Below are 19,369 nucleotides of genomic sequence, written 5' to 3' on the forward strand. Positions count from 1 at the left end.
CGCGGCCGAGGCCGGTCAAGGCATGCGCATGCGCGCTGCCGTCAGCGGTCAGGTGGCGGGGGTTACTTCGGGTTCGACGGGCAGCGGGCCGAACCGGTCCAGTTGCCGTTCGACGAACTCCGTCATCGCCGCGTGAGCGCTCGTCATCCCGAACCCGTTCTCCAGGACCATGGTTCGAGACACACTCGCCATCACGAACGCCACCACGGCGGCGGGCCACTCGGCGGAATCGACCCCGTAGCGTTCGAGCAACTTCTCCATCGCCGCGACCTCGGCCTCCCGGAAGCGGCTCGAATAGTCGGCAAGCGCGGTTCGAACCACCTTTCGATGGTTGGCCAGCGCGACGAACTCCGTCGTCAGCGCACCACTGGCCGCCGCCTCCAGATTGAACTGCCACAGCGCGCGCAACGGATCCGGCGACTGCAGTGCGGCCGCCTGGCGCTTCAACCCCTCTTCGGCGCGGCGCTGGAAAACCGCGAGGAACAGGTCGTCCATCGTGCGGAAGTAGTAGTAGACGAGCTGATACTTCAGTCCGGCCTTGCGCGCGACGCTACGCGAACTCACTGCGGCATAGCCTTCTTCGAGCATCAACTGCTCGGCCGCGTCCAGCAGCACGGCGCGATTCTTCGCATCGGGCGTACCGATCCTCCTCGGCGATGCCATCACAACAACCTCCATAACCTCGTCATCGACCTAGCCCGCAACTGTTGACCGCGCCTGGCCCCACATGCTAACCATATGCTCAGCATTACGCGCTGAGCACATGCTTAGCGCGAACCCGGCCGGCGGTGGTCACCGTACGCACGGCAAGCCCCGAATCGAGGTAGACGATGAGCGAAGCCGATGTGACGGAGTTCTTCGCCGCCGTCGCGGACGAGCGGCGGCGAATCGCGGATCTGCTCGACGAGTTGGATGACGCGCAGTTGGCGACACCGAGCCTCTGCGCGGGCTGGGATATCAAGATGGTGGCCGCACACCTGGTCAGTGTGCTCGCCGACGGTTTCTGGACGTTCCAATGGCGGACAGTGCGCCACCGGAGTCTGGCTGCCGGGATCGATGAGCTGGCGCGGCGTCGCGCTCGGCAACCGGCCGCGGAGATCGCCGACACACTGCGTCGCTGTGCCGATCGCCCCATCAGCCCGCCACTGTTCGGGCCACTCGACCCGCTGGCCGACATCGTTGTGCACAGCGGCGATATCAGGATCCCGCTCGGCCTGCCCTTCACTCCGGACCTGCGGCGGGCGAGTCTTGCGCTCGACTTCCTGACCGGCCCCTGGCGGATCGGCTTCGTGCCATTGGGCCGACTGCGCGGAATTCGCCTGTGCGCCACCGATATCGATCGGACGTGGGGGCGCGCAGCCGAGGTTCGTGGGTCGGCGGCAGCGTTGCTGATGAGTGTCGGCGGCCGCATCGCACTCATGCACGAGTTGGACGGGCCCGGCCTGCCAATGCTGCGCCGCCGATTGTCCGGCTAGTCGGGTTCGGCTTCCTGCGTGGCGCTCGGTGCGGCGGTGGGCGTGGTTCGGCCGACACGGCGACCGGGGGCCCATAGGCCGATGGCGAGGGCGGCAACCAAGGTCAGTGCGCCGAGGATCGCCGCTGCTTGGCGGACGCCGTGGACGAATGCCGCCTTGGCCGCGTCGGCGAGCGGTTGCGCTTGCGGGCCGAGATGCTCGACCACGGCCAGTGCGCCGACCAGTGAGCCGGAGACCGGATCGCGGAGCTGTTGCGGGAGCATCGGCAGGATCGTCGCGATCTGGTGGCTGTAGCCCGCGGCGAGAATGCTTCCGGCCAAGGCTATTCCGATCGCGGCACCGACCTCGCGCGATACATCGTTCACGGCCGCCGCGATGCCGTGCTGGTCGGCAGGTACACCCGCCATGATCGCAGTCGTGGCGGGTGCCGCCGACAGGCTGATGCCGAGGCTGACGATCAGCAGCGGCCAGACGACATCGAAATAGGTGCTGCCGACCGACAATCGGGCGACCGCCAGCAGCCCGACGCCCAGCAGTGCGAGACCGCACAGAGTCTGCAGCCGCAATCCGAATCGCTCGGCGAGCCACGGCGAGATCGGCGAGATGGTCACGAACGGAATCGTCATCGGCGCCATGGCCAGCGCCGAGATCAGCGGAGGGTAGCCGAGGATCAACTGCAGGAACTGCACGATAAGCATGAACATGCCGAACGAAACCAGGAACTGAATCGCGACGGAGGCGGTCCCGGTGCCGAATCGACGATCGGCGAACAACCGGACGTCGAGCAGCGGATGCGTCACCCGCAATTCGATCAGCGCGAATGCTGCGAGCAATACGATGCCACCGATGGCGGCACCGATCACCAACGGATGCGACCAGCCGAGTTGCGGCGTCTCGGTCGCCGCCGCGACGACCATGCCGACGCCGATTGCCGAGGCCAGCGTTCCCCACGGGTCGAAACCGGGTCGTGCCGATGCGATCGATTCGGGGATGACGCATCCGCTGACGGCAAGCAGCGCGCTGCACACGCTCATCGCCGCCATGATCGAAAGCCAGGACCAGAACTGCAACAGCAGACCGGAGACGAGGATCCCGCCCACTGCGCCGATGCCCACAGAACCGGCCCACATGCCGACGGCGACGCCGCGCCTGTCCTCCGGCAATCCGGCGGTGAGCAGCGACAGCGTCGACGGCATCACCAGCGCGGCGCCGACACCGGCGGCCGAACGAGCCGCGATCAGCCATATCGGACCGTCCAGCAGCAGCGGCACGGCGGAGAAGACCGCGAACACACCCAGACCGATGAGCAGCATCCTGCGGCGTCCGTACCGGTCCCCCAACGCGCCGCCGGGCAGCACCAGACAGGCCAGCGCGAGGGTGTAGCCGTCCACGATCCAGGTCAGCTGCTGCTGGGTCGCGCCGGTGGCCGCGGTGATCTCGGGCAACGCCGTGTAGAGCGCTGCCATCGACGCGACGACCAGCGCCACCGCGGCGCAGGACAGCATCAGCGCCCACCGCTGCATGACGGACAACCGTGTCGCGGTGGAGTCCATGTCCTGCCTTACTTGAGCATCATGCCGCCATCGACCGGTAATGCCACCCCGGTGATGTAGCGGGCCTCGTCGGACGCCAGGAACAGCACGGCGTTGCTGATATCTTCCGCCTCCACCCAGGCGATCGGCAGCACGTGGAACATCTGCGCGACCGGGATGAAGTCGTCGACGGTCGGATTCTCCAGATCCGGTCGGAACATGCGGAAGGTGGGCTCGTTGAGCAGCATCGGTGTCGCCACGTTCGTGGGGCAGATCGCGTTGACGCGAATGTTCTTGTCCCCCACCTCCATTGCCAGTGAGCGCATGATGCCGATGACACCGTGCTTGGCGGTGGCGTAGTGGCCGATATTCGGGACGGCGCGCAGGCCGCCGATCGAGCTGGTGAGCACGATCGACCCGCCGCGACCGCCCGCGACGATGTGCGGAACCGAGACCCGAGTGGTCATCCAGACACCGGTCATATTGACGTCGATCATGTCGCGCCAGGTCTGTTCGCTCATCTGGTCCATAGGGGCGCCATCGCTGGCCAATCCGGCATTGGCCACCACGATGTCGAGGCGACCGAGTTGTGCGACACCGTCGTCGACCACGGCCTGCATGGTCTCCAGATCGCGCACATCGGCCTCAACGGCAATGATGCGCCGACCCGTAGCCTCGACCAGCGCGACCGTTTCGGCCAGGTCATCCGGTGTCGACATCGGAATGGTGACACCATCGAGCTGTTTACAAACATCGACGGCGATGATGTCGGCGCCCTCCTGTGCCAGTTTCACGGCATGGCTGCGCCCCTGACCGCGCGCTGCACCCGTGATGAAGGCGACCTTGCCCTCTACTCGTCCGGTCATCGGTATCACTCCCTGGGTTCATGGCCGCCGGCCCGGTGCCGACGGCGCAGCAAAAGCAGAACTGTCAGCAGCACGGCGGCACCAGCGACCGCGCCGTAGCGCGCCGCCGCGCCCATGCCGCTGGCGGCGAGCAGATCGATCGGTGCGGCGGACACGCGCGGCTCGGTGACCACGCCCGATTCGGCGCTGTGCTCGACTTGCTCATCAGCCGAAGCGGATTCGGGTTCGCTGGGGGCTCCGGTCGTGATCTCGGCCGCGAGGTTGGTGGCGAACATTCCGATGAGCGTGCCCGCGACCTCGGCGAGCGCGCCCCGGCCGAATTGGGCCGGTTTGCCCGTGACGGCGAGGTCGGTGTCGACGAAAACCTCTGTCACGCCAGCGGATTCGACGAGTCGGCAGGTGATCGTCGCCTTCGCGGTGCCGTTGCCGCGCGCCTCTCGCCCGCCGCCCTCGAGCACCGCGATCCCGGCCGCCTCGTCCTGCGAGACGATCTTGATGGTGCCGGTATAGGACAGGGTGACCGGACCGAGTTTGACCTTGATCTTGCCGAGGTAGTCGTCGCCGTCGCGCCCGGTGATGGCGGCTCCTGGAACGCAGGGGGCGATCCGCTCGAGGTCGAGCAGCACCCGCCAGGCTTGTGCGGCGGGGGCGGGAATGCTGAAGGTGTTCTCGAACTTCATGCGGACTCCTTCGCAATCGATTCCGCCGCCGCACGAACGGCTTTCACAATTCCCTGATATCCAGTGCAGCGACATACATTGCCGGACAGTTCTTCTCGGATCTCGTCATCGGATGGGTCCGGACTTTCCTGTAGAAACGCGGTCACGCTGGTTATGAAACCCGGTGTGCAGAAACCACATTGGAGCCCGTGACAGTCACGGAACGCGGCTTGCACCGGGGATAACCGGCCGTCCGGCGATGCGATCCCCTCCACGGTCGTCACCTCCGCACCGTCGGCCTGCACGGCCAGGACCAGGCAGCCGCGTACCGCCTGCCCGTCCAGCAATACCGTGCACGCACCGCACACCCCGTGCTCGCAGCCCAGGTGGGTCCCGGTCAGCCCGCAAATTTCGCGCAGATAGTCGGCCAGCGTCAGCCGGGGCGGCACCCGATGGCGCCGGGCCCGCCCGTTGACCCGCACCTCGATATCGATGTCAGTCATTACTCGCCTCCTCAACAGCGCGGCGCCAAGCGCGCGCCACCATGACCGCCCCGACCCGTTTGCGATAGTCGGCCGTGCCGTGCAGATCGGACGGCACCGCGTCCAACCGTTCCGTCGCCGCATGACCGACCGCGCCGGGGGCGAGCTCGGCGATGTCTTTGCCGATCAGTTCCGCCTCGAGGGCAGCGGACCTGCTCGGGGTAGGCCCGAGTCCGAACAGACCGATACCGCACCGGTCCACGCGGGAGTCGGCGTCCAGACCGACGGCTACGACTGCGCCCGCCAACGCGAAATCACCACTGCGACGGGCGAATTCCTCGATCGCGAAACCACAGCGGCCATGCCACGCCGGAAAGACGATCCCGGTCAGCAGTTCGTCGGCGGCAAGTTCGGTGCTCCACATGCCGGTGAAGAAATCCGACGCGGACAGGGTCCGACGCCCGCGCGGCGACTGCGCCTCGATACGCGCGTCGAGCACCAGCGCCACCACCGGATATTCGGCCGCCGCGTCGGCGTGGGCGATCGATCCGCCGATCGTGCCGCGGTTGCGGATCTGAGGATGACCGATCAGCGGGGTGGCCCGGGCCAGCAGCGGCACCGCCCGGTTGATCTCCGCGGACCGGCCGACCGCGGTGTGGGTGGTCCCGGCCCCGACCCACACCGAGTCGGCGCGCGGCTCGATACCGCGCAGCTGATCGATGCGGCGCACGTCGACCAGATGCTCGGGTACCGCCAACCGCAATGCCAGCATCGGCACCAGACTCTGCCCACCGGCGATGAGCTTCGCATCGTCACCGAGTTCGGCGAGCAGCTCGACGGCCGCCATGGTGGAGATCGGCGCGTGATATTCGAACGGCGCGGGTTTCATGCCGGCACCGTCCCGGTTAGATCGGCGCGCGCCCGGTCCACCAGTGCCACGATCGCAGCGGGCGAGAGCGGCAGGTGGCCGACCTCAACGCCGAACGGTGCGAGGGCATCGACCACGGCATTGATCACCGCGGGCGCGGACCCGATGGCGCCGCCCTCGCCGACCCCCTTGAAACCGCCGGGGCCGGGGCTCGGTGTCTCGACATGTCCGACCTCGATGACCGGCACCTCGGTCGCGGTGGGCAGCAGGTAGTCCATGAAGGTTGTGCTGATCGGATTCCCGCTTTCGTCGTAGGCGAGGTGCTCGTACAGCGCGCCGCCGATACCCTGGACGGTGCCGCCGAAAATCTGGCCCTCCACCACATCCGGGTTGATCATCGGCCCGCAGTCCTCGCTGACGATGTAGCGCAGCAAGGTCACCGCACCCGTTTCTATGTCGACCTCGCAGGTGCACACGTGGGTCGCGTTGGCCCAGATCATCATGTGCGGCGTCCGATATCGGCCGCTGGCCTCCAAACCAGCGGGCACTCCCGGCGGCAGGTGGTATCCGTTGAAGTAGGCGATATCCGCTATCTCGGCCAGCGTCATCGCCGCGTCGGGCACGCCACGGACCTGCGCCCGTCCACGCGTCAACTCCACATCCTCGACGGGCACGCCCAGCTTGTGCGCGGCGATCGCCACCATCCGCTCACGCAGTACGGCGGCCGTCTCCGCGATCGCACCGGCCAGCATGGAACCCGACCGGCTGCCGCCGGTGCCGCCGCCGAACGGTGTCAGCGCGGTATCACCCTGAATCGTGTGCACATCGGCGATGTCCACACCGAGCGCATCGGCGGTCAGCTGGACCACGGTGGTCTCCAGACTGTTTCCCGACGATCCGCCCGACACATACACATTGACCTTCCCGGAGGGTTCGATCCGAATGGTCGCGCCTTCGGTGCTGTGCAGCGGCGTGCCGCCGGTGGTCGGTTCGAGATAGGTACAGGTACCGACTCCGAGATAGCGTCCGTCGGCCCGGGCGCTTCGCTGCTCGTCACGGAAGGCGTCGTAGTCGAGCATCGCCAGTGCCTGCTCGAACGTCTCATACGGCGACACATCGGAATACGGCATGCCATTGGGGTTGAACGTCGGAAACTCGTCCTGTCGCAACATATTTCGTCGTCTCAATGCCACCGGGTCCATCCCCATCCGGCGCGCCGCGGTATCCAGCAGCACCTCGCGAGCCACCGACTCGAACTGCCAGGGACCGCGATAGGCGACGCGTCCCACGGTGTTCGAATACATAAGCCGCACATCGAATGTCGCGGCAGGTACCCGGTACGGTCCCGGGAACAGCATCCCGACCGGGATGGCGGCCGTCAGCGGCGACGGGGTGGGATAGGCGCCGACATTCTGTACGTAGTCGATGGCCGCGGCGAGGATGGTGCCGTCCGTATCGAAGGCCATGCGGGCGTCACCGTGTTCATGCCGTGCCATGCCGCCCGCCATCAGGTTTTCCTGCCGGTCCTCGATCCATTTCAGCGCCACCGGCAGCTTGCGGGCGGCCAGCACGATGCAGACGTCCTCGCGCAACGGCGCGGCCTTCAGCCCGAAGCCGCCGCCGGTATCGCGCATGATGACCCGCACCGAATGTTCGGCGATGCCGAGCAGTCGTGCGCAGAAGCCGCGGATCTCGTGCGGCACCTGGGTGGATGCCCAGACCGTCAGCTCCCCGCTGGGCGCCCACCATTCCGCGATCAAGCCCCGCGTCTCCATCGGCACCGGCGCGTACGCCTGCTGAAAGATCTGCTGCCGCACCACATATGCGGCCGAATCGAAGATCGGGTCGAGCTCTGCGGCGGGACGCCCGCTCAGCGCGCCGGCCAGGTTGCCCGGGCACTGCGCATGCACGAGTTCGGTGGTTTCGTGTGCCGTGCGATAGTCGACGACCGGCTCGAGCGGTTCGTAGTCGACGACCACCAACTCGACCGCGTCCTCGGCCACATATCGATCGATGGCGACCACCAGGGCGACCGGATCACCGACGAAACGCACCTCGCCCTCGGCCAGCGGTGGCCGCGGCACCGGCGGCAGCCCGGGGGCGTCCAGCGAGTACGAGAACTGATGCACTTCCGGATTCAGGTCGGCTGCCGTGAACACGGCATACACTCCGTCGAGCGCCGCGGCCTCCGCGGTATGGATGCCGACGATGCGACCACGCGGGATCGGACTTCGCACGAAGCAGGCGTGCAACATGCCCGGCCGATGCACATCGTCGACGAAACTGCCCGCACCGGTCACCAACCGGAGGTCTTCGACCCTGGGCACCCGGGTGCCGACGAATCCGGTCGGCGGCGCTTCCGTCACCTGACGAATCCCGATATCTGTCATCAGGTGGGCCTCCCATTCACTGTGCGCAGCGTTTCCGCCACCACCGGGTAAATGGTGTCCGGAAACGCACTGCCGGAAGAAATATGCACTAGCGCGATGAAAATCTGCGAGCAGGGGAAAAGGGCATTGGAATCCGTTCGAATCAACGCGATCCGGCACTCCTCGGTGCCACTCATCGCTGCTGAAGAATTTTCTAGCACCGCAACGATTACGGTGTCAAGAGTGTAATATGTCTTTACTGAGAATTATGATCTCAAGTTGAGCACTTATCATTCTTCCATCTGCACCGCCGTCGCGCAATGTCGTCGAGAGGGTCGATCATGCGGGAACTGACCGCGTCATTACTGCGCTGGCATGCGGCCGATACGCAATACGCGATCGCGACCGTCGTCGGGGTGACCGGAAGCGCACCCCAACCGGTCGGCGCCGCGCTCGCCGTCGACGCCGCCGGGACCGTCCTCGGCAGCATCTCGGGCGGCTGCGTCGAGGCCGCCGCATACGACCTGTGCCGCCAAGTCCTGCGATTTGGCACGCCGATGCGGGCGAGCTTCGGCTACGACAACTCCGATGCCTTCGCCATCGGCCTGACCTGCGGCGGCACCATGGACGTTTTCGTCCATCGGGTGCGCCCGGTCGACTACCGGATCATCGAAGCGGCATTGCGGCGGCCGGGCCCGGCGGCGCTGGTCCGCGATCTGGACACCGGGGCCATGACCACGGTCGATCCGAGCCACTTCGTGGGCGCGCCATTGGACGACGCCGTCGTCGCCGAGGTCCGCGCCATGTTGGACACCGGCGCAACCGGCGTACGCACGATCGGCTGCGACGCAGGGGAATCGACGGTTTTCGTCGAGTCCTTCGTACCACCACCGCGGATGATCGTCTGCGGGGCAACCGATTTCGCCGCGGCGGTATGCCGGGTAGGCAGCCTGCTCGGCTATCGGGTCACGCTGTGCGATGCGCGTGCGGTCTTCGCGACCCGAGATCGTTTTCCGGATGCTGACGAGGTCGTCGTCGACTGGCCGCACCGATACCTCGCGGACACCCCGATCGACACCAGAACGGTGGTGTGCGTCCTGACCCACGACCCGAAATTCGATATCCCACTGCTGGAGATCGCACTGCGACTGCCCATCGCCTACGTGGGCGCCATGGGATCGCGCCGAGCCGACGCCGAGCGCCGAAACCGGTTGCGCGCGGTCGGGCTCACCGATGCCGAGCTGGCTTGCCTGCACTCCCCTATCGGCCTGGATCTGGGTGGCCGGACCACGGCCGAGGTCGCCGTCGCCATCGGAGCCGAAATCGTCGCGGTCCGTCGCGGCGGATCGAGCCGACCGCTGCACGCCACAGATCGGCCGATCCATCCCGCCGAAAGCGTCCCATCGATCCAGTAACACGGTTACCATGGTAATCGTGTTACAGTTCTCGCGTGAGTCGGACAGCAGCACGGATTCCGTCGAAGAAGATCATCAAAACCGTGCTCGCACTGCTACAGACGGATGGCTACGACGCCGTTCAGCTGCGCGAGGTAGCGCGGCGCGCCCATGTATCGCTCGCGACGGTGTACAAGCTGTTCCCCACCCGAGACGCGTTGATCATCGCCGCGGTCCACGAGTGGATGGCGACCAACACCTACCCCGACATCGCACCGCCCACCCCCGAGGAATCGATCGCCGACGGTGTGATTCGCGTGCTGCGGCACGTGTTCGAGCCGTGGGAGCGCAATCCAACGATGCTCGAAGCGTTCCACCGGGCCCACTCGGCCCCGGGTGGTGCGCGCCTGAGCGTCGACGGGTTCGCCGCCGTCCTACCGGTAGCCGGACAGATCCTCGACGGCGCCGATCCCGAGTACCTCGAGGACATCGGACTGATACTGACCAACGTGATCTATGCCCTGATCGCACGGGTCGCCGACAAGACCCTCGGCGTCGACGAGATCCTGCCGATACTCGAGCGCGCCGTGCGGCGCCTCACCGCGGACAACACGGACCAGGACCGGGCCGTTCGCGAGCGGCGCAGTGCCACCGACCAGCGGCAGCCATTGGTACTGAATCCCTCGGTCACCGCACCTTTCGTACGGGAACGACCCCTGGACACCGACGCGTCGACACAGGACGACGCCGCACATCGACCGAACGCGGGCTAGCAGGTCCCGAGCACAGCCACACGGTCCGCCGGGGCGCTGCGACACCTCGGCCGGGCGACCGCGGGGGGTGGTATTTCTGATCGGAAATCCGATCGTTCAACAGAAATAGAATTACCGTGGACGGGTGACCGAAATTTTCGGTTCCCGAATTCGACGCACCCTCCGATTATCATGCGGTGAAGGTGCATTCCGGCGCGCCGAAAAAAAGAATCGGCAGCCGAGGAAAATATTTACTCAAACCTATTGACCGAACCTGTGACCACGCGCACAATCATCGGCGTAGCAAAATCGGATCGGAAACTCGGATTCGATTTCGAGCAGCTTTCTCCGCATGCGCTGCCACCATAATCCCACGAAAGTGATTCGCGATCGATGTTGATCCCGCACACTCCCACGCCCGCCGAACCCGGGCTACCTCCCAATGCGGAGGCAAATGGAATTGTGACAATTCACTTGGACGGTGCCACGACGTCACAACCCGGCCGAGCCGGCGATACGGTGCTCGAAACCGCGCGCCGGGCCGGGCTGACACCCCCGTTTTCCTGCGAGGCAGGCAACTGCGGAACATGTATGGCCACCCTCGTCGACGGGCGGGTCGAGATGTTGGTGAACGACGCGCTGACCGACGACGACGTCGCGGCCGGCTACATCCTCACCTGCCAGGCCGTTCCCCAGACCACCTCGATCACCGTGCAGTATCCGTGATCTCCCGACCAAGGAGCCGACGATGACCGATTTCGACACCATCGACTACTTCACCGATCCGGCACTCGTGCCCGATCCCTATCCGTATTTCGATCACCTGCGCGCGAAGTGCCCGGTGACGCGGGAGCCGCACTACAACGTCCTCGCGGTGACCGGATACGAGGAGGCCGTCGAGGTAATGCGCGACGCCGAGAGGTTCTCCTCGTGCATCGCGGTCGGCGGCCCGTTCCCACCGCTGCCGTTCCAGCCCGAGGGCGATGACATCAATGCGCAGATCGCGCAGCACCGCACGGAGCTGCCCATGTACGAGCACATGGTCACGATGGATCCCCCGCAGCACAGCTATGCCCGATCGGTGCTGAATCGGCTGCTGACACCGGCCCGGCTGAAGGAGAACGAGGAATTCATGTGGCGGCTGGCCGACCGCCAGCTCGATGAATTCTTGGCCGAGGGCCGCTCCGAATTCGTCGCCGAGTACGCAAAACCGTTCTCGCTCTTGGTGATCGCCGATCTGCTCGGCGTTCCGGAGCAGGACCACCAGGAGTTCCGGGTCGTGCTCGGCGCCGACCGCCCCGGCTCCCAGGTGGGTGCGCTGAACAAGACATCGCTCGCCGTCAATCCACTGGAGTGGCTCGACGAAAAGTTCAGCGCCTACATCAGCGATCGGCGCCGCGAGCCGCGCGACGATGTGCTGACCTCACTGGCGCTGGCGAAATATCCGGATGGGTCGACTCCCGAGATCATCGATGTGGTCCGTTCGGCGACCTTCGTATTCGCCGCGGGGCAGGAGACAACCGCCAAACTGCTCGCCGCCGCCGTGCGCGTACTCGGTGACGACCCGGAGTTGCAGCAGACGCTGCGTGCGGATCGCAGCCTCATCCCGGTATTCATCGAGGAGACGCTGCGCATGCATGCCCCGGTCAAGAGCGGCTTCCGGCTCGCCCGCCGGAACACCGAGGTCGGCGGGGTCGACGTACCGGCCGGCTCCACGCTGATGGTTTGCCCGGGCGCGGCGAACCGCGACCCGAGCCGGTTCGAGAACCCGCACGAGTTCCGCATGGATCGCCCGAACTTCCGCGAGCACATGGCCTTCGGCCGCGGTGTGCACTCCTGCCCCGGCGGTCCGCTGGCGCGAGTGGAGGGGCGGGTATCGATCGAACGCATCCTGGATCGGATGCTGGACATCACGATCGATGCCGACGAGCACGGTCCCGCGGACGATCGCCAATACCGCTACGAGCCCACCTACATTCTGCGCGGACTCACCGATCTACATATCCGATTCACGCCACGAGACGCATCCGCGCCGCGAGAGTGAGTTGGATTTCGTGTCGATCATGTTCGAACCCGACGGCCGAGGCCCCTCCTCGGTTCGCCTGCTGGTGACCGGTGTCTGCTGCATCGTCGTCATAGCGGCGGCCGCCACCGTGATGGTCGCGAATTCCCGTGGGGCACTTCGCAAGACCGTGACGGTGACCGCCGTCATGGCCAATGTGGGCGATGGGCTGCCCGCCAAGTCGGATGTGAAATTTCAAGGGATTCGGGTCGGGTTCGTGACGGCGGTGACACCGGCCGCCGAAACCGGCATGAACGATGTCCGAATCGAGCTGAATCCGCACTTCGCGCAGGCGATTCCGGGCACAGTGACCGCGCGGGTGGTACCGAGCAACGTATTCGCGGTGCCCTCGGTACAACTCGTCTACAACGGTGCGGCGGCGCCGCTGAGTTCAGGTGCCCGGATCAGCCAGGATCACAGCCTGGCTACCGTACGCCTGCAGACCTCGCTCGATCAGCTGCGGCGAATCATCGCCGCGGTCGGTCGGGAGGACACCGACAACGCGGTCGGCATGTTGGCGACCCTCGCCGAAGCCACCGAGGGTCGCGGCGCAGGCATCGAGAATGCGGCGGCACGGCTGCGCGATATCGTCGTCGAACTGGACAAGGTCGTCTCCGTGGACGCGGCACCGTCCACGCTCGACTCACTCTCGGCCGCGATGCGTGAACTCCAGTCGGCGGCACCGGATCTGCTCGACGCCATGCACCAGGCGATAGTGCCGCTGCAGACGCTCGCACAGCAGCGCGCGAAACTCACCGCGCTGCTGTCCGGGGGCCTGTACACGCTCGGCACCGTCGGCACCGCGCTCGAGAACAACACCGACAAGATCATCGACATCACCACGCACATATCACCGGCCCTCGGCGCATTCGGTGACGGTGCGAGCAAGTTTCCGCAGATCAGTACTTCGCTCACGCGAATGACCGGCCGATTCGACGAGTTGTGGAATCCGGAGAAGCAACGGATCAACGCGCGCGTCATCCTGCAGCTGACTCCCAACCGGCAGTACACATCGGCGGACTGCCCGCGATACGGCGAGCTGGCCGGTCCCAACTGCTCGACCGCTCCGGCGGCGCCCGCCCCGGCCGAGGGCCTGCCGCCCGGCTTCGATCCGCGCCGCTTCCAACCACCGAACTCCCTGCTGGGCAGCGATATCGGGCCGGTCGGCAGCGCCGCTGAACAGGAGCAGATCGCGGGCATCCTCGGCGGCGAACCCAACGCCGCCGCGGCCATCCTGTTCGGTCCGCTGGCCCGCGGCGCCACCGTCGCGATCACACCGGACCCGAACGGAGGCACCCGATGAACTACCGCGGCTCACTGCTCGTGCTGATCGCCTTCCTGATCAGTTCGGCGCTACTCACCTGGTCGGTCGCCGTCACCCTCGAGCGTGGCATCAGCGGCCGGACCACCAGGTACTCCGCACTGTTCACCAACGTCTCCGGCCTGCGCGTCGGCGATGACGTCCGGATGGCCGGGGTGCGGGTCGGGCGGGTCGAATCGGTCGAGTTGGCGGGCACGCTCGCGCGGGTCGGTTTCCGCATCCACAGCGATCAGGTGCTCACCGGGAACACCACCGTATCGGTGACCTATCAGAACCTGATCGGTCAGCGCTATCTCGGTGTGGCCATGGGCAACCACGGCGACCCTGCGGTGCTGAAACCCGACGCCGAAATACCCGTCGACCATACCGAGCCTTCGTTCGATATCTCCAAGCTGCTCAACGGTTTCGAACCGCTGTTCGGCACGCTGGACCGGACCGCGGTCGACAACATCACCGGCGCCCTGATCAAGGCGTTGCAGGGCGACAACGGCTCGGTCACCACGCTGATCGCGGAGACGACCCGGCTGGCGGAATCATTCGCCGGGCCGGACGAGGTGCTCGGCCAGGTCATCTCGAACCTCGCCACCATCGTGGGCAACCTCGCGCAGCAGAGCGGAAATCTGACCACGGTGATCGACCAGACGCGGGCCGTTTTCGAAGGCCTGCAACAGAATCGGCAGGCATTGTTCGATTCGCTGGACCAGATCGCGGCGGTGGTCGGCCGGGCCTCGCAGATCGTGGCCGCCGACCAGCCCACCCTCGCTGAATTCCTGAATCGGGAACCCGGATTCTCGCAGCACTTCCTGGACAACAAGGCGAAGTTCGAGTATCTCGGCTTCAACCTGCCATTCGTCCTGAAAGGGCTGGCCCGCCTATCGCAGGAAGGCGGATTTATCGACGCCTACATCTGCGATGTGACCCTGTCGATCGTGCCGGGCCTGACACCGCTGATTCCGCAAATAGTCGACGCGGTGACCCCCGGCGGGGTGGCCCAACACACCTCCAAGTGTAGGTGACCACATGCGCACACCGTGGAATCACAACGGCCGCACGCTAATCGGGCGTCGGCAACTCGAAGACCTCAGCAGGCCATGGCTTGGGTTCACCGCGATTGCCCTGTTGGTCGTCGCGGTCGTCGCCGCACTGGTCGTCAATTCGTTCGATATCGGTGAGCGACGCCTGGAGGCGGACTTCGCCCAGGCAGCGCAGCTCGGTGCCGGTGATCAGGTGACCGTGGCGGGTGTGCCGGTCGGCCATGTGGTCGGACTGCGTTTGGCGGGCGACCACGTGACGGTCACGCTGAGCATCGGCGACAATGTGGCGCTCGGTCCCGCCACGACCGCGGCGATCAAACTCACCACCTTGTTGGGCAATCGGTATGTGGAACTGGCACCAGCCGGTTCCGGGGCCCTACCGAATGGCCGAATTCCCTTGGCGCAGACCAGTGTTCCCTACGATCTGCAGTCGGCCCTCGCCGACGCTACGACAACCTTCGATCAGGTCGATGCCGACAAGGTCGGGCAGGCGCTCACCGAACTGTCCACCCAACTGCACGGATTACCGCAGCTGATTCCGTCGGTGCTGCAGAACATCACGACGTTGTCCGGCGTGATCGCCGAACGTCGCGGGCAGATCGGCACACTGCTGACCAGCACCAGCCAACTCACCACGGTCATCGAGAACCAGCGAGCCGGTCTCGGTGTACTGGTCGGCCAGGGCCGCGACCTGCTGCGGGAGGTCGCGGCCAAGCGGCAGGCCATCGCGGCCCTCATCGCGGCCACCAGCAATCTGGTGCGGACGCTGCAGCCGATCGCCGTGGACGACCAGCCCGAAATTCAGTCCCTGCTCGACAATCTCGGCCAACTGGTGCAGATGCTCAGTCGGCACGACGACCTGCTGCGCAACATATTGCAGATCCTTCCGGTCCCCTGGCGCAGCTGGGTGGACGCGACCGGCTCCGGCCCCGAACTGGAGGCCAACGCTACCTCGGGAGCGTTCCTCGACTCCTTCATGTGCGCGCTGGTCGGCCGCGCGAAGGTCCAGCTGCCCCCCTATTCGGAGGACTGTCGATGAGATCGCTACCCCGTCCCATCAAGCTGGTTCTCATGCTCGCGGCCACCGCGCTGATCGTCGGGACGGCCAGCGCTCCGCTGTCTATGCTGAACCGCCAAACTATCACCGTGACAGCGCATTTCGACAGCGCCGCCGGTGTCTTCGTCGGAAATCCGGTGGACGTACTCGGCATGCGGATCGGCAAGGTGGCGAGCGTCGCGCAACGCGGATCATATGTCGAAGTGACGATGAGTGTGGATGCCGCGACGCGGATTCCGGCGGATGTCACGGCGGTGACCGTCTCGGACTCGGTGCTCACCGACCGGCACATCGAACTCACTCCGGTCTATCGCGGCGGGCCGACACTGTCGGACGGGGCGACGCTGGGTACCGACCGGACGAAGACCCCGGTCGAGTTCGACAGTCTGCTCGCGATGGCGGACAAGCTGTCCACGACATTGCAGGGCGACGGACAGGGGCACGGTCCGATCGCCGACGCGGTCGATGTTGGCGCGGCGGTGGCGACCGGCAACGGCGACCAGATCAAGGCCGCGCTGGATCAACTGTCCCGAGCACTGCGCATGGGCGACGATCACGGCGCCGCCACCAAGAACGCGATAACGACCCTGGTGCACAACCTGGACTCGCTCACCGCCGCGGCCGCGAGCAACGACCAGGCGATTCGCGAGTTCGGCGCCGGGGTCCGTCAGCTGAGCGACCTGCTCGCCGAACAAAACCTCGGGACCGGCGACACCGGTGCGAAACTGAACGAAATCCTTACCCGGACAACCGATCTCATCCAGCGCAATCGCGGCACGCTGGCGAATACGGCAAGTGGAGCGAACGTCATCTTCCAGAGTCTGTCGGATTACAACCGCAACGTCGCGGAATTCATGGACCTGTTCCCGCTGGTCGTCGACAACGCCTATGCCGTGGTCGATCAGAATGTGGGCGCCGGTCGGGTGCACGTGAATGTGGACAAGGTCGCACTGGATGGACAGATGGTGAAGCAGGTGTGCAACCTGCTCGACCTGAAACAGCTCGGCTGCAACACCGGGAAGATGTCGGATATGGGGCCGGACTTCGGCATAGTGGCCATGCTGGCCGGAATTGCGGGATTGCCGAAATGACTACCAGGAAAGCAACATTCACCACTGCCGCTGTCGTGCTCTTGGCCGCGGCACCGGCGGGCGGGTGTTCGGTGGGGTTGGACCGGATGCCGCTGCCCGCCCCATCGGTCGGATCACACAGCTTCGCGCTGACGGCCACCTTCGCCAACGCGCTCAATCTCCCGACCGAGGCCAAGGTGAAGGTCGACGGCGCCGATGTCGGGGAGGTCGAGTCCATGACGACACGCGATTATGCCGCCGTCGTCACCCTGCGGATCCGATCCGAGGTCGTGCTACCGGCGGGCACGACCGCCGAATTGCGCTCGGCCACCCCGCTCGGCGATGTGTTCGTCGCCCTCGACCCACCACCGAATCCGGCTCCCGGCACCGGTTTGCTGCACGACGGGGACAGCATTGCGCAATCATCTACCTCGGCCGCGGCCACCATCGAGGAAGTGCTCACGCGGGCGGCATTGCTGGTCAACGGCGGCGTGATCCGCGATCTGACGAAGGTGATCAACGGTCTCGGCGCCGAATTCGGCGGGCGGGGCGACCGCATGGGCGAGCTGATCGCCCAGACGACCGCACTGGTCCGGACGCTCTCGGCACGATCGGACCAGATCCGGGCGGTGGTGCGCGACACCGCCGCACTGACCGCCACCGTGGCCGCGCAACAGTCGGTGGTGAACGACGTAGTCGCCGCCGCGGGCCCGGCCCTGGATGTCGTGGCCGCCAGCACGCAGAACATCGTGGATATCGCCGCCCAGTTGAATCGCATTGCCGGCCAGCTCATGAAGTTTCCGTCGATCAACGGCACCGGAGGGCGCAGCCTGGTAACCGACCTCAACAATCTCGCCGCCGGACTCAATACCGCCGCGATCGACCCCAACGCCAACCTCGATGAGTTGAATTTCGGTTTGGCCATTGTCGGTGGCAAGGTAGCCAACTCCACGGCCGCCAGCGCGGACGCCGATATCTATCAGATAGCGCTCGGCGCGGTGCCGGACCCGAACTTCCCGGGCAGTCCAGAGGCCCGAGTGCCCGACCAGACCGACTGGGCCAACTTCGCCGGTTCGTTGGCGTACACATTGAGCCGGTTGTACGGCCGAGTGATCGGACCGGGACGATGAAGCGCGCGGAACCGAATCGGGCCTTCGAGGTGGGCTTGGAGTCGGCGGCGAGCGCGGTCATCGCGGTCATCGACCGGTTGGTCCGTCATCGGCTCGTCGTCTCCGTGATCGCCCTGGTGGCCACGCTGATCGTGGGCGCGACATATATCGTCTTCGGATCGCTCGAACTGAACCCGCTCGCCTCGACCTATGAGATCCGGGTCCACCTGGCCCAATCCGGTGGTCTGCTGCCCGACCGGGATGTCACGGTGCGCGGTGTCCGCGTCGGCCGGGTGTCTTCGGTCGATTTTCAAGACGGTCAGGTGCTCGCGGTCGCATCGATCGAGGCAGGAACCAGGATCCCGACCGACAGCACGGTCCGGGTGGCCGGACTCTCACCGGCCGGTGAGCAGTACCTGGATTTCGTCCCCGCCACCTCCAGCGGCCCGTATCTCACCGGCGGCGCGGTCATCGGCGCCGACCGGACCACGGTGCCGGTACAGTTGGCCCAGTTGCTCGGCGACCTCAGCGGCACCATCGCACAACTCGATCCCGACAAGCTCCAGGCGATCGTGCACGAGTTGGGTGCGAGCTCGGCGGCGCCGGAGAAGCTGGCGGCGATCATCGATGGCGGTGCCTTCATGATCACCACACTCGGTGCGGTACTCCCCCAGACTGTCAGCCTGCTGCGCAATAGCGAGGTCGTGCTCGGCACCGCACGCGACCTCGGACCCGGCCTTGCGATTACCGCGGCCGATCTCAAACGCACGCTCGCCGGGGTGAATTCGATGACGGGCGGGTTCGAATCCTTGCTCGACACCGCGCCGGAAATGCTGCGGACCATGGACCAGATCATCGCCGACAACTCCCCGACCATGGTCCAACTGCTCGGGAATCTCGCGACCGTGGCCCAGATGTCGTACGTACACGTGCCGGCGATAAACAATCTGTTCTTCCCTACGTATCGGGCCGGGTCCGCGGCGGACGCGTTGGGCACCGCATTCCACGACGGCGCGGTGTGGGCGATCGCCAACATCTACCCGCGAAAGCAGTGCGACTACAACCTTCCTCGCCTACCCGTCACCGTCGCGAACCTTCCCGAACCCTACCTGTACGCCTACTGCACCGACCCGGATCCGACGCTCCTGCCGCGCGGTTCGCGCAATGCGCCGCGGCCCCCCGGCGACGACACCGCACACCCACCGGCCGGAGTCGATCCGCTGGCGACCGCCGATCCGACACCGCAGGGCCCGCTGTCGATCCCGACACCTTATGGCGGCGCACCCGTTCCGGCATATGTACCGCCGAAGTAGCAAATA

The 19,369-nt window shown here is 66.0% G+C and carries 18 protein-coding genes; 11 read left to right on the top strand and 7 right to left on the bottom strand.

Features of this window, described 5'->3' with window-relative positions:
* Positions 1-48 precede the first annotated feature (48 nt).
* Positions 49-663 (bottom strand): TetR/AcrR family transcriptional regulator, encoded by a 615-nt coding sequence (locus ACFYOW_RS08365; RefSeq protein WP_387285732.1) that lies wholly within the window; start codon positions 661-663, stop codon positions 49-51.
* A 167-nt stretch (positions 664-830) separates the two neighbouring features.
* Here ACFYOW_RS08365 and ACFYOW_RS08370 point away from each other — a divergent pair, with 167 nt between their 5' ends.
* Complete coding sequence (locus ACFYOW_RS08370; protein ID WP_387285734.1) at positions 831-1,475, top strand: maleylpyruvate isomerase family mycothiol-dependent enzyme; 645 nt, start codon at positions 831-833, stop codon at positions 1,473-1,475.
* On the opposite strand, the gene ACFYOW_RS08375 is transcribed toward ACFYOW_RS08370, so the two are convergent.
* Genes ACFYOW_RS08375 through ACFYOW_RS08400 form a run of 6 tightly spaced genes read right to left on the bottom strand, consistent with a single transcriptional unit; the run spans position 1,472 to position 8,272 of the window.
* Positions 1,472-3,028, bottom strand: a complete 1,557-nt coding sequence (locus tag ACFYOW_RS08375; RefSeq protein ID WP_387285736.1) for an MFS transporter — start codon at positions 3,026-3,028, stop codon at positions 1,472-1,474. The genes ACFYOW_RS08370 and ACFYOW_RS08375 overlap by 4 nt on opposite strands.
* Before the next feature lie 8 nt (positions 3,029-3,036).
* A complete protein-coding gene (locus ACFYOW_RS08380; protein WP_387285738.1) occupies positions 3,037-3,873 on the bottom strand; it encodes a mycofactocin-coupled SDR family oxidoreductase in 837 nt (278 codons plus the stop codon).
* Positions 3,874-3,878: 5 nt separating this feature from the next.
* Complete coding sequence (locus tag ACFYOW_RS08385; RefSeq protein ID WP_387285739.1) at positions 3,879-4,553, bottom strand: SRPBCC family protein; 675 nt, start codon at positions 4,551-4,553, stop codon at positions 3,879-3,881.
* Positions 4,550-5,035: a (2Fe-2S)-binding protein gene (locus tag ACFYOW_RS08390; RefSeq protein ID WP_387285741.1), complete on the bottom strand. Its 486-nt coding sequence runs from the start codon at positions 5,033-5,035 to the stop codon at positions 4,550-4,552. The genes ACFYOW_RS08385 and ACFYOW_RS08390 overlap by 4 nt, the downstream gene beginning before the upstream one ends.
* On the bottom strand, positions 5,028-5,903 hold the full coding sequence (locus ACFYOW_RS08395) for an FAD binding domain-containing protein (protein WP_387285743.1): 876 nt from the start codon (positions 5,901-5,903) through the stop codon (positions 5,028-5,030). Before ACFYOW_RS08395 ends, ACFYOW_RS08390 begins: the two co-directional genes overlap by 8 nt.
* On the bottom strand, positions 5,900-8,272 hold the full coding sequence (locus ACFYOW_RS08400; RefSeq protein ID WP_387285745.1) for a xanthine dehydrogenase family protein molybdopterin-binding subunit: 2,373 nt from the start codon (positions 8,270-8,272) through the stop codon (positions 5,900-5,902). Before ACFYOW_RS08400 ends, ACFYOW_RS08395 begins: the two co-directional genes overlap by 4 nt.
* A 320-nt stretch (positions 8,273-8,592) precedes the next feature.
* Between ACFYOW_RS08400 and ACFYOW_RS08405 the strand changes: the two genes are divergently transcribed.
* The 10 genes from ACFYOW_RS08405 to ACFYOW_RS08450 all read left to right on the top strand — a co-directional run bounded on the left by ACFYOW_RS08405 (position 8,593) and on the right by ACFYOW_RS08450 (position 19,363).
* On the top strand, positions 8,593-9,666 hold the full coding sequence (locus ACFYOW_RS08405; protein WP_387285747.1) for an XdhC family protein: 1,074 nt from the start codon (positions 8,593-8,595) through the stop codon (positions 9,664-9,666).
* 35 nt (positions 9,667-9,701) lie between these two features.
* On the top strand, positions 9,702-10,418 hold the full coding sequence (locus tag ACFYOW_RS08410; RefSeq protein WP_387285749.1) for a TetR family transcriptional regulator: 717 nt from the start codon (positions 9,702-9,704) through the stop codon (positions 10,416-10,418).
* A gap of 372 nt (positions 10,419-10,790) precedes the next feature.
* Entirely contained in the window at positions 10,791-11,123 is a 333-nt protein-coding gene (locus tag ACFYOW_RS08415) for a 2Fe-2S iron-sulfur cluster-binding protein (RefSeq protein ID WP_387285751.1), read from the top strand.
* Positions 11,124-11,145: 22 nt separating this feature from the next.
* A complete protein-coding gene (locus tag ACFYOW_RS08420; RefSeq protein ID WP_387285753.1) occupies positions 11,146-12,441 on the top strand; it encodes a cytochrome P450 in 1,296 nt (431 codons plus the stop codon).
* Positions 12,442-12,460: 19 nt separating this feature from the next.
* On the top strand, positions 12,461-13,762 hold the full coding sequence (locus ACFYOW_RS08425; RefSeq protein ID WP_387285755.1) for an MlaD family protein: 1,302 nt from the start codon (positions 12,461-12,463) through the stop codon (positions 13,760-13,762).
* Positions 13,759-14,796 carry an MlaD family protein gene (locus ACFYOW_RS08430; protein ID WP_387285757.1) on the top strand — a complete coding sequence of 346 codons (1,038 nt, stop codon included), beginning with the start codon at positions 13,759-13,761 and terminating at the stop codon, positions 14,794-14,796. The genes ACFYOW_RS08425 and ACFYOW_RS08430 overlap by 4 nt, the downstream gene beginning before the upstream one ends.
* Positions 14,797-14,800: 4 nt before the next feature.
* Complete coding sequence (locus ACFYOW_RS08435; protein ID WP_387285759.1) at positions 14,801-15,853, top strand: MCE family protein; 1,053 nt, start codon at positions 14,801-14,803, stop codon at positions 15,851-15,853.
* Complete coding sequence (locus tag ACFYOW_RS08440; RefSeq protein WP_387285761.1) at positions 15,850-16,962, top strand: MCE family protein; 1,113 nt, start codon at positions 15,850-15,852, stop codon at positions 16,960-16,962. The genes ACFYOW_RS08435 and ACFYOW_RS08440 overlap by 4 nt, the downstream gene beginning before the upstream one ends.
* Positions 16,959-18,071, top strand: coding sequence for an MCE family protein (locus ACFYOW_RS08445; RefSeq protein WP_387285763.1), 1,113 nt, complete (start codon positions 16,959-16,961; stop codon positions 18,069-18,071). Before ACFYOW_RS08440 ends, ACFYOW_RS08445 begins: the two co-directional genes overlap by 4 nt.
* Complete coding sequence (locus ACFYOW_RS08450; protein ID WP_387285765.1) at positions 18,068-19,363, top strand: MlaD family protein; 1,296 nt, start codon at positions 18,068-18,070, stop codon at positions 19,361-19,363. Before ACFYOW_RS08445 ends, ACFYOW_RS08450 begins: the two co-directional genes overlap by 4 nt.
* The last annotated feature ends 6 nt before the right edge of the window (positions 19,364-19,369 follow it).

This window comes from Nocardia sp. NPDC006982, from assembly GCF_042869435.1.
Classification (GTDB): Bacteria; Actinomycetota; Actinomycetes; order Mycobacteriales; family Mycobacteriaceae; genus Nocardia.

Coding starts and splice junctions, on each gene's coding strand:
- ACFYOW_RS08375 (WP_387285736.1), bottom strand. CDS start 3,028: ATGGACTCCACCGCGACACGGTTGTCCGTCATGCAGCGGTGGGCGCTG.
- ACFYOW_RS08400 (WP_387285745.1), bottom strand. CDS start 8,272: ATGACAGATATCGGGATTCGTCAGGTGACGGAAGCGCCGCCGACCGGA.
- ACFYOW_RS08405 (WP_387285747.1), top strand. CDS start 8,593: ATGCGGGAACTGACCGCGTCATTACTGCGCTGGCATGCGGCCGATACG.
- ACFYOW_RS08440 (WP_387285761.1), top strand. CDS start 15,850: ATGAGATCGCTACCCCGTCCCATCAAGCTGGTTCTCATGCTCGCGGCC.
- ACFYOW_RS08435 (WP_387285759.1), top strand. CDS start 14,801: ATGCGCACACCGTGGAATCACAACGGCCGCACGCTAATCGGGCGTCGG.
- ACFYOW_RS08390 (WP_387285741.1), bottom strand. CDS start 5,035: ATGACTGACATCGATATCGAGGTGCGGGTCAACGGGCGGGCCCGGCGC.
- ACFYOW_RS08385 (WP_387285739.1), bottom strand. CDS start 4,553: ATGAAGTTCGAGAACACCTTCAGCATTCCCGCCCCCGCCGCACAAGCC.
- ACFYOW_RS08370 (WP_387285734.1), top strand. CDS start 831: ATGAGCGAAGCCGATGTGACGGAGTTCTTCGCCGCCGTCGCGGACGAG.
- ACFYOW_RS08365 (WP_387285732.1), bottom strand. CDS start 663: ATGGCATCGCCGAGGAGGATCGGTACGCCCGATGCGAAGAATCGCGCC.
- ACFYOW_RS08425 (WP_387285755.1), top strand. CDS start 12,461: ATGTTCGAACCCGACGGCCGAGGCCCCTCCTCGGTTCGCCTGCTGGTG.
- ACFYOW_RS08430 (WP_387285757.1), top strand. CDS start 13,759: ATGAACTACCGCGGCTCACTGCTCGTGCTGATCGCCTTCCTGATCAGT.
- ACFYOW_RS08395 (WP_387285743.1), bottom strand. CDS start 5,903: ATGAAACCCGCGCCGTTCGAATATCACGCGCCGATCTCCACCATGGCG.
- ACFYOW_RS08450 (WP_387285765.1), top strand. CDS start 18,068: ATGAAGCGCGCGGAACCGAATCGGGCCTTCGAGGTGGGCTTGGAGTCG.
- ACFYOW_RS08415 (WP_387285751.1), top strand. CDS start 10,791: ATGTTGATCCCGCACACTCCCACGCCCGCCGAACCCGGGCTACCTCCC.
- ACFYOW_RS08420 (WP_387285753.1), top strand. CDS start 11,146: ATGACCGATTTCGACACCATCGACTACTTCACCGATCCGGCACTCGTG.
- ACFYOW_RS08445 (WP_387285763.1), top strand. CDS start 16,959: ATGACTACCAGGAAAGCAACATTCACCACTGCCGCTGTCGTGCTCTTG.
- ACFYOW_RS08380 (WP_387285738.1), bottom strand. CDS start 3,873: ATGACCGGACGAGTAGAGGGCAAGGTCGCCTTCATCACGGGTGCAGCG.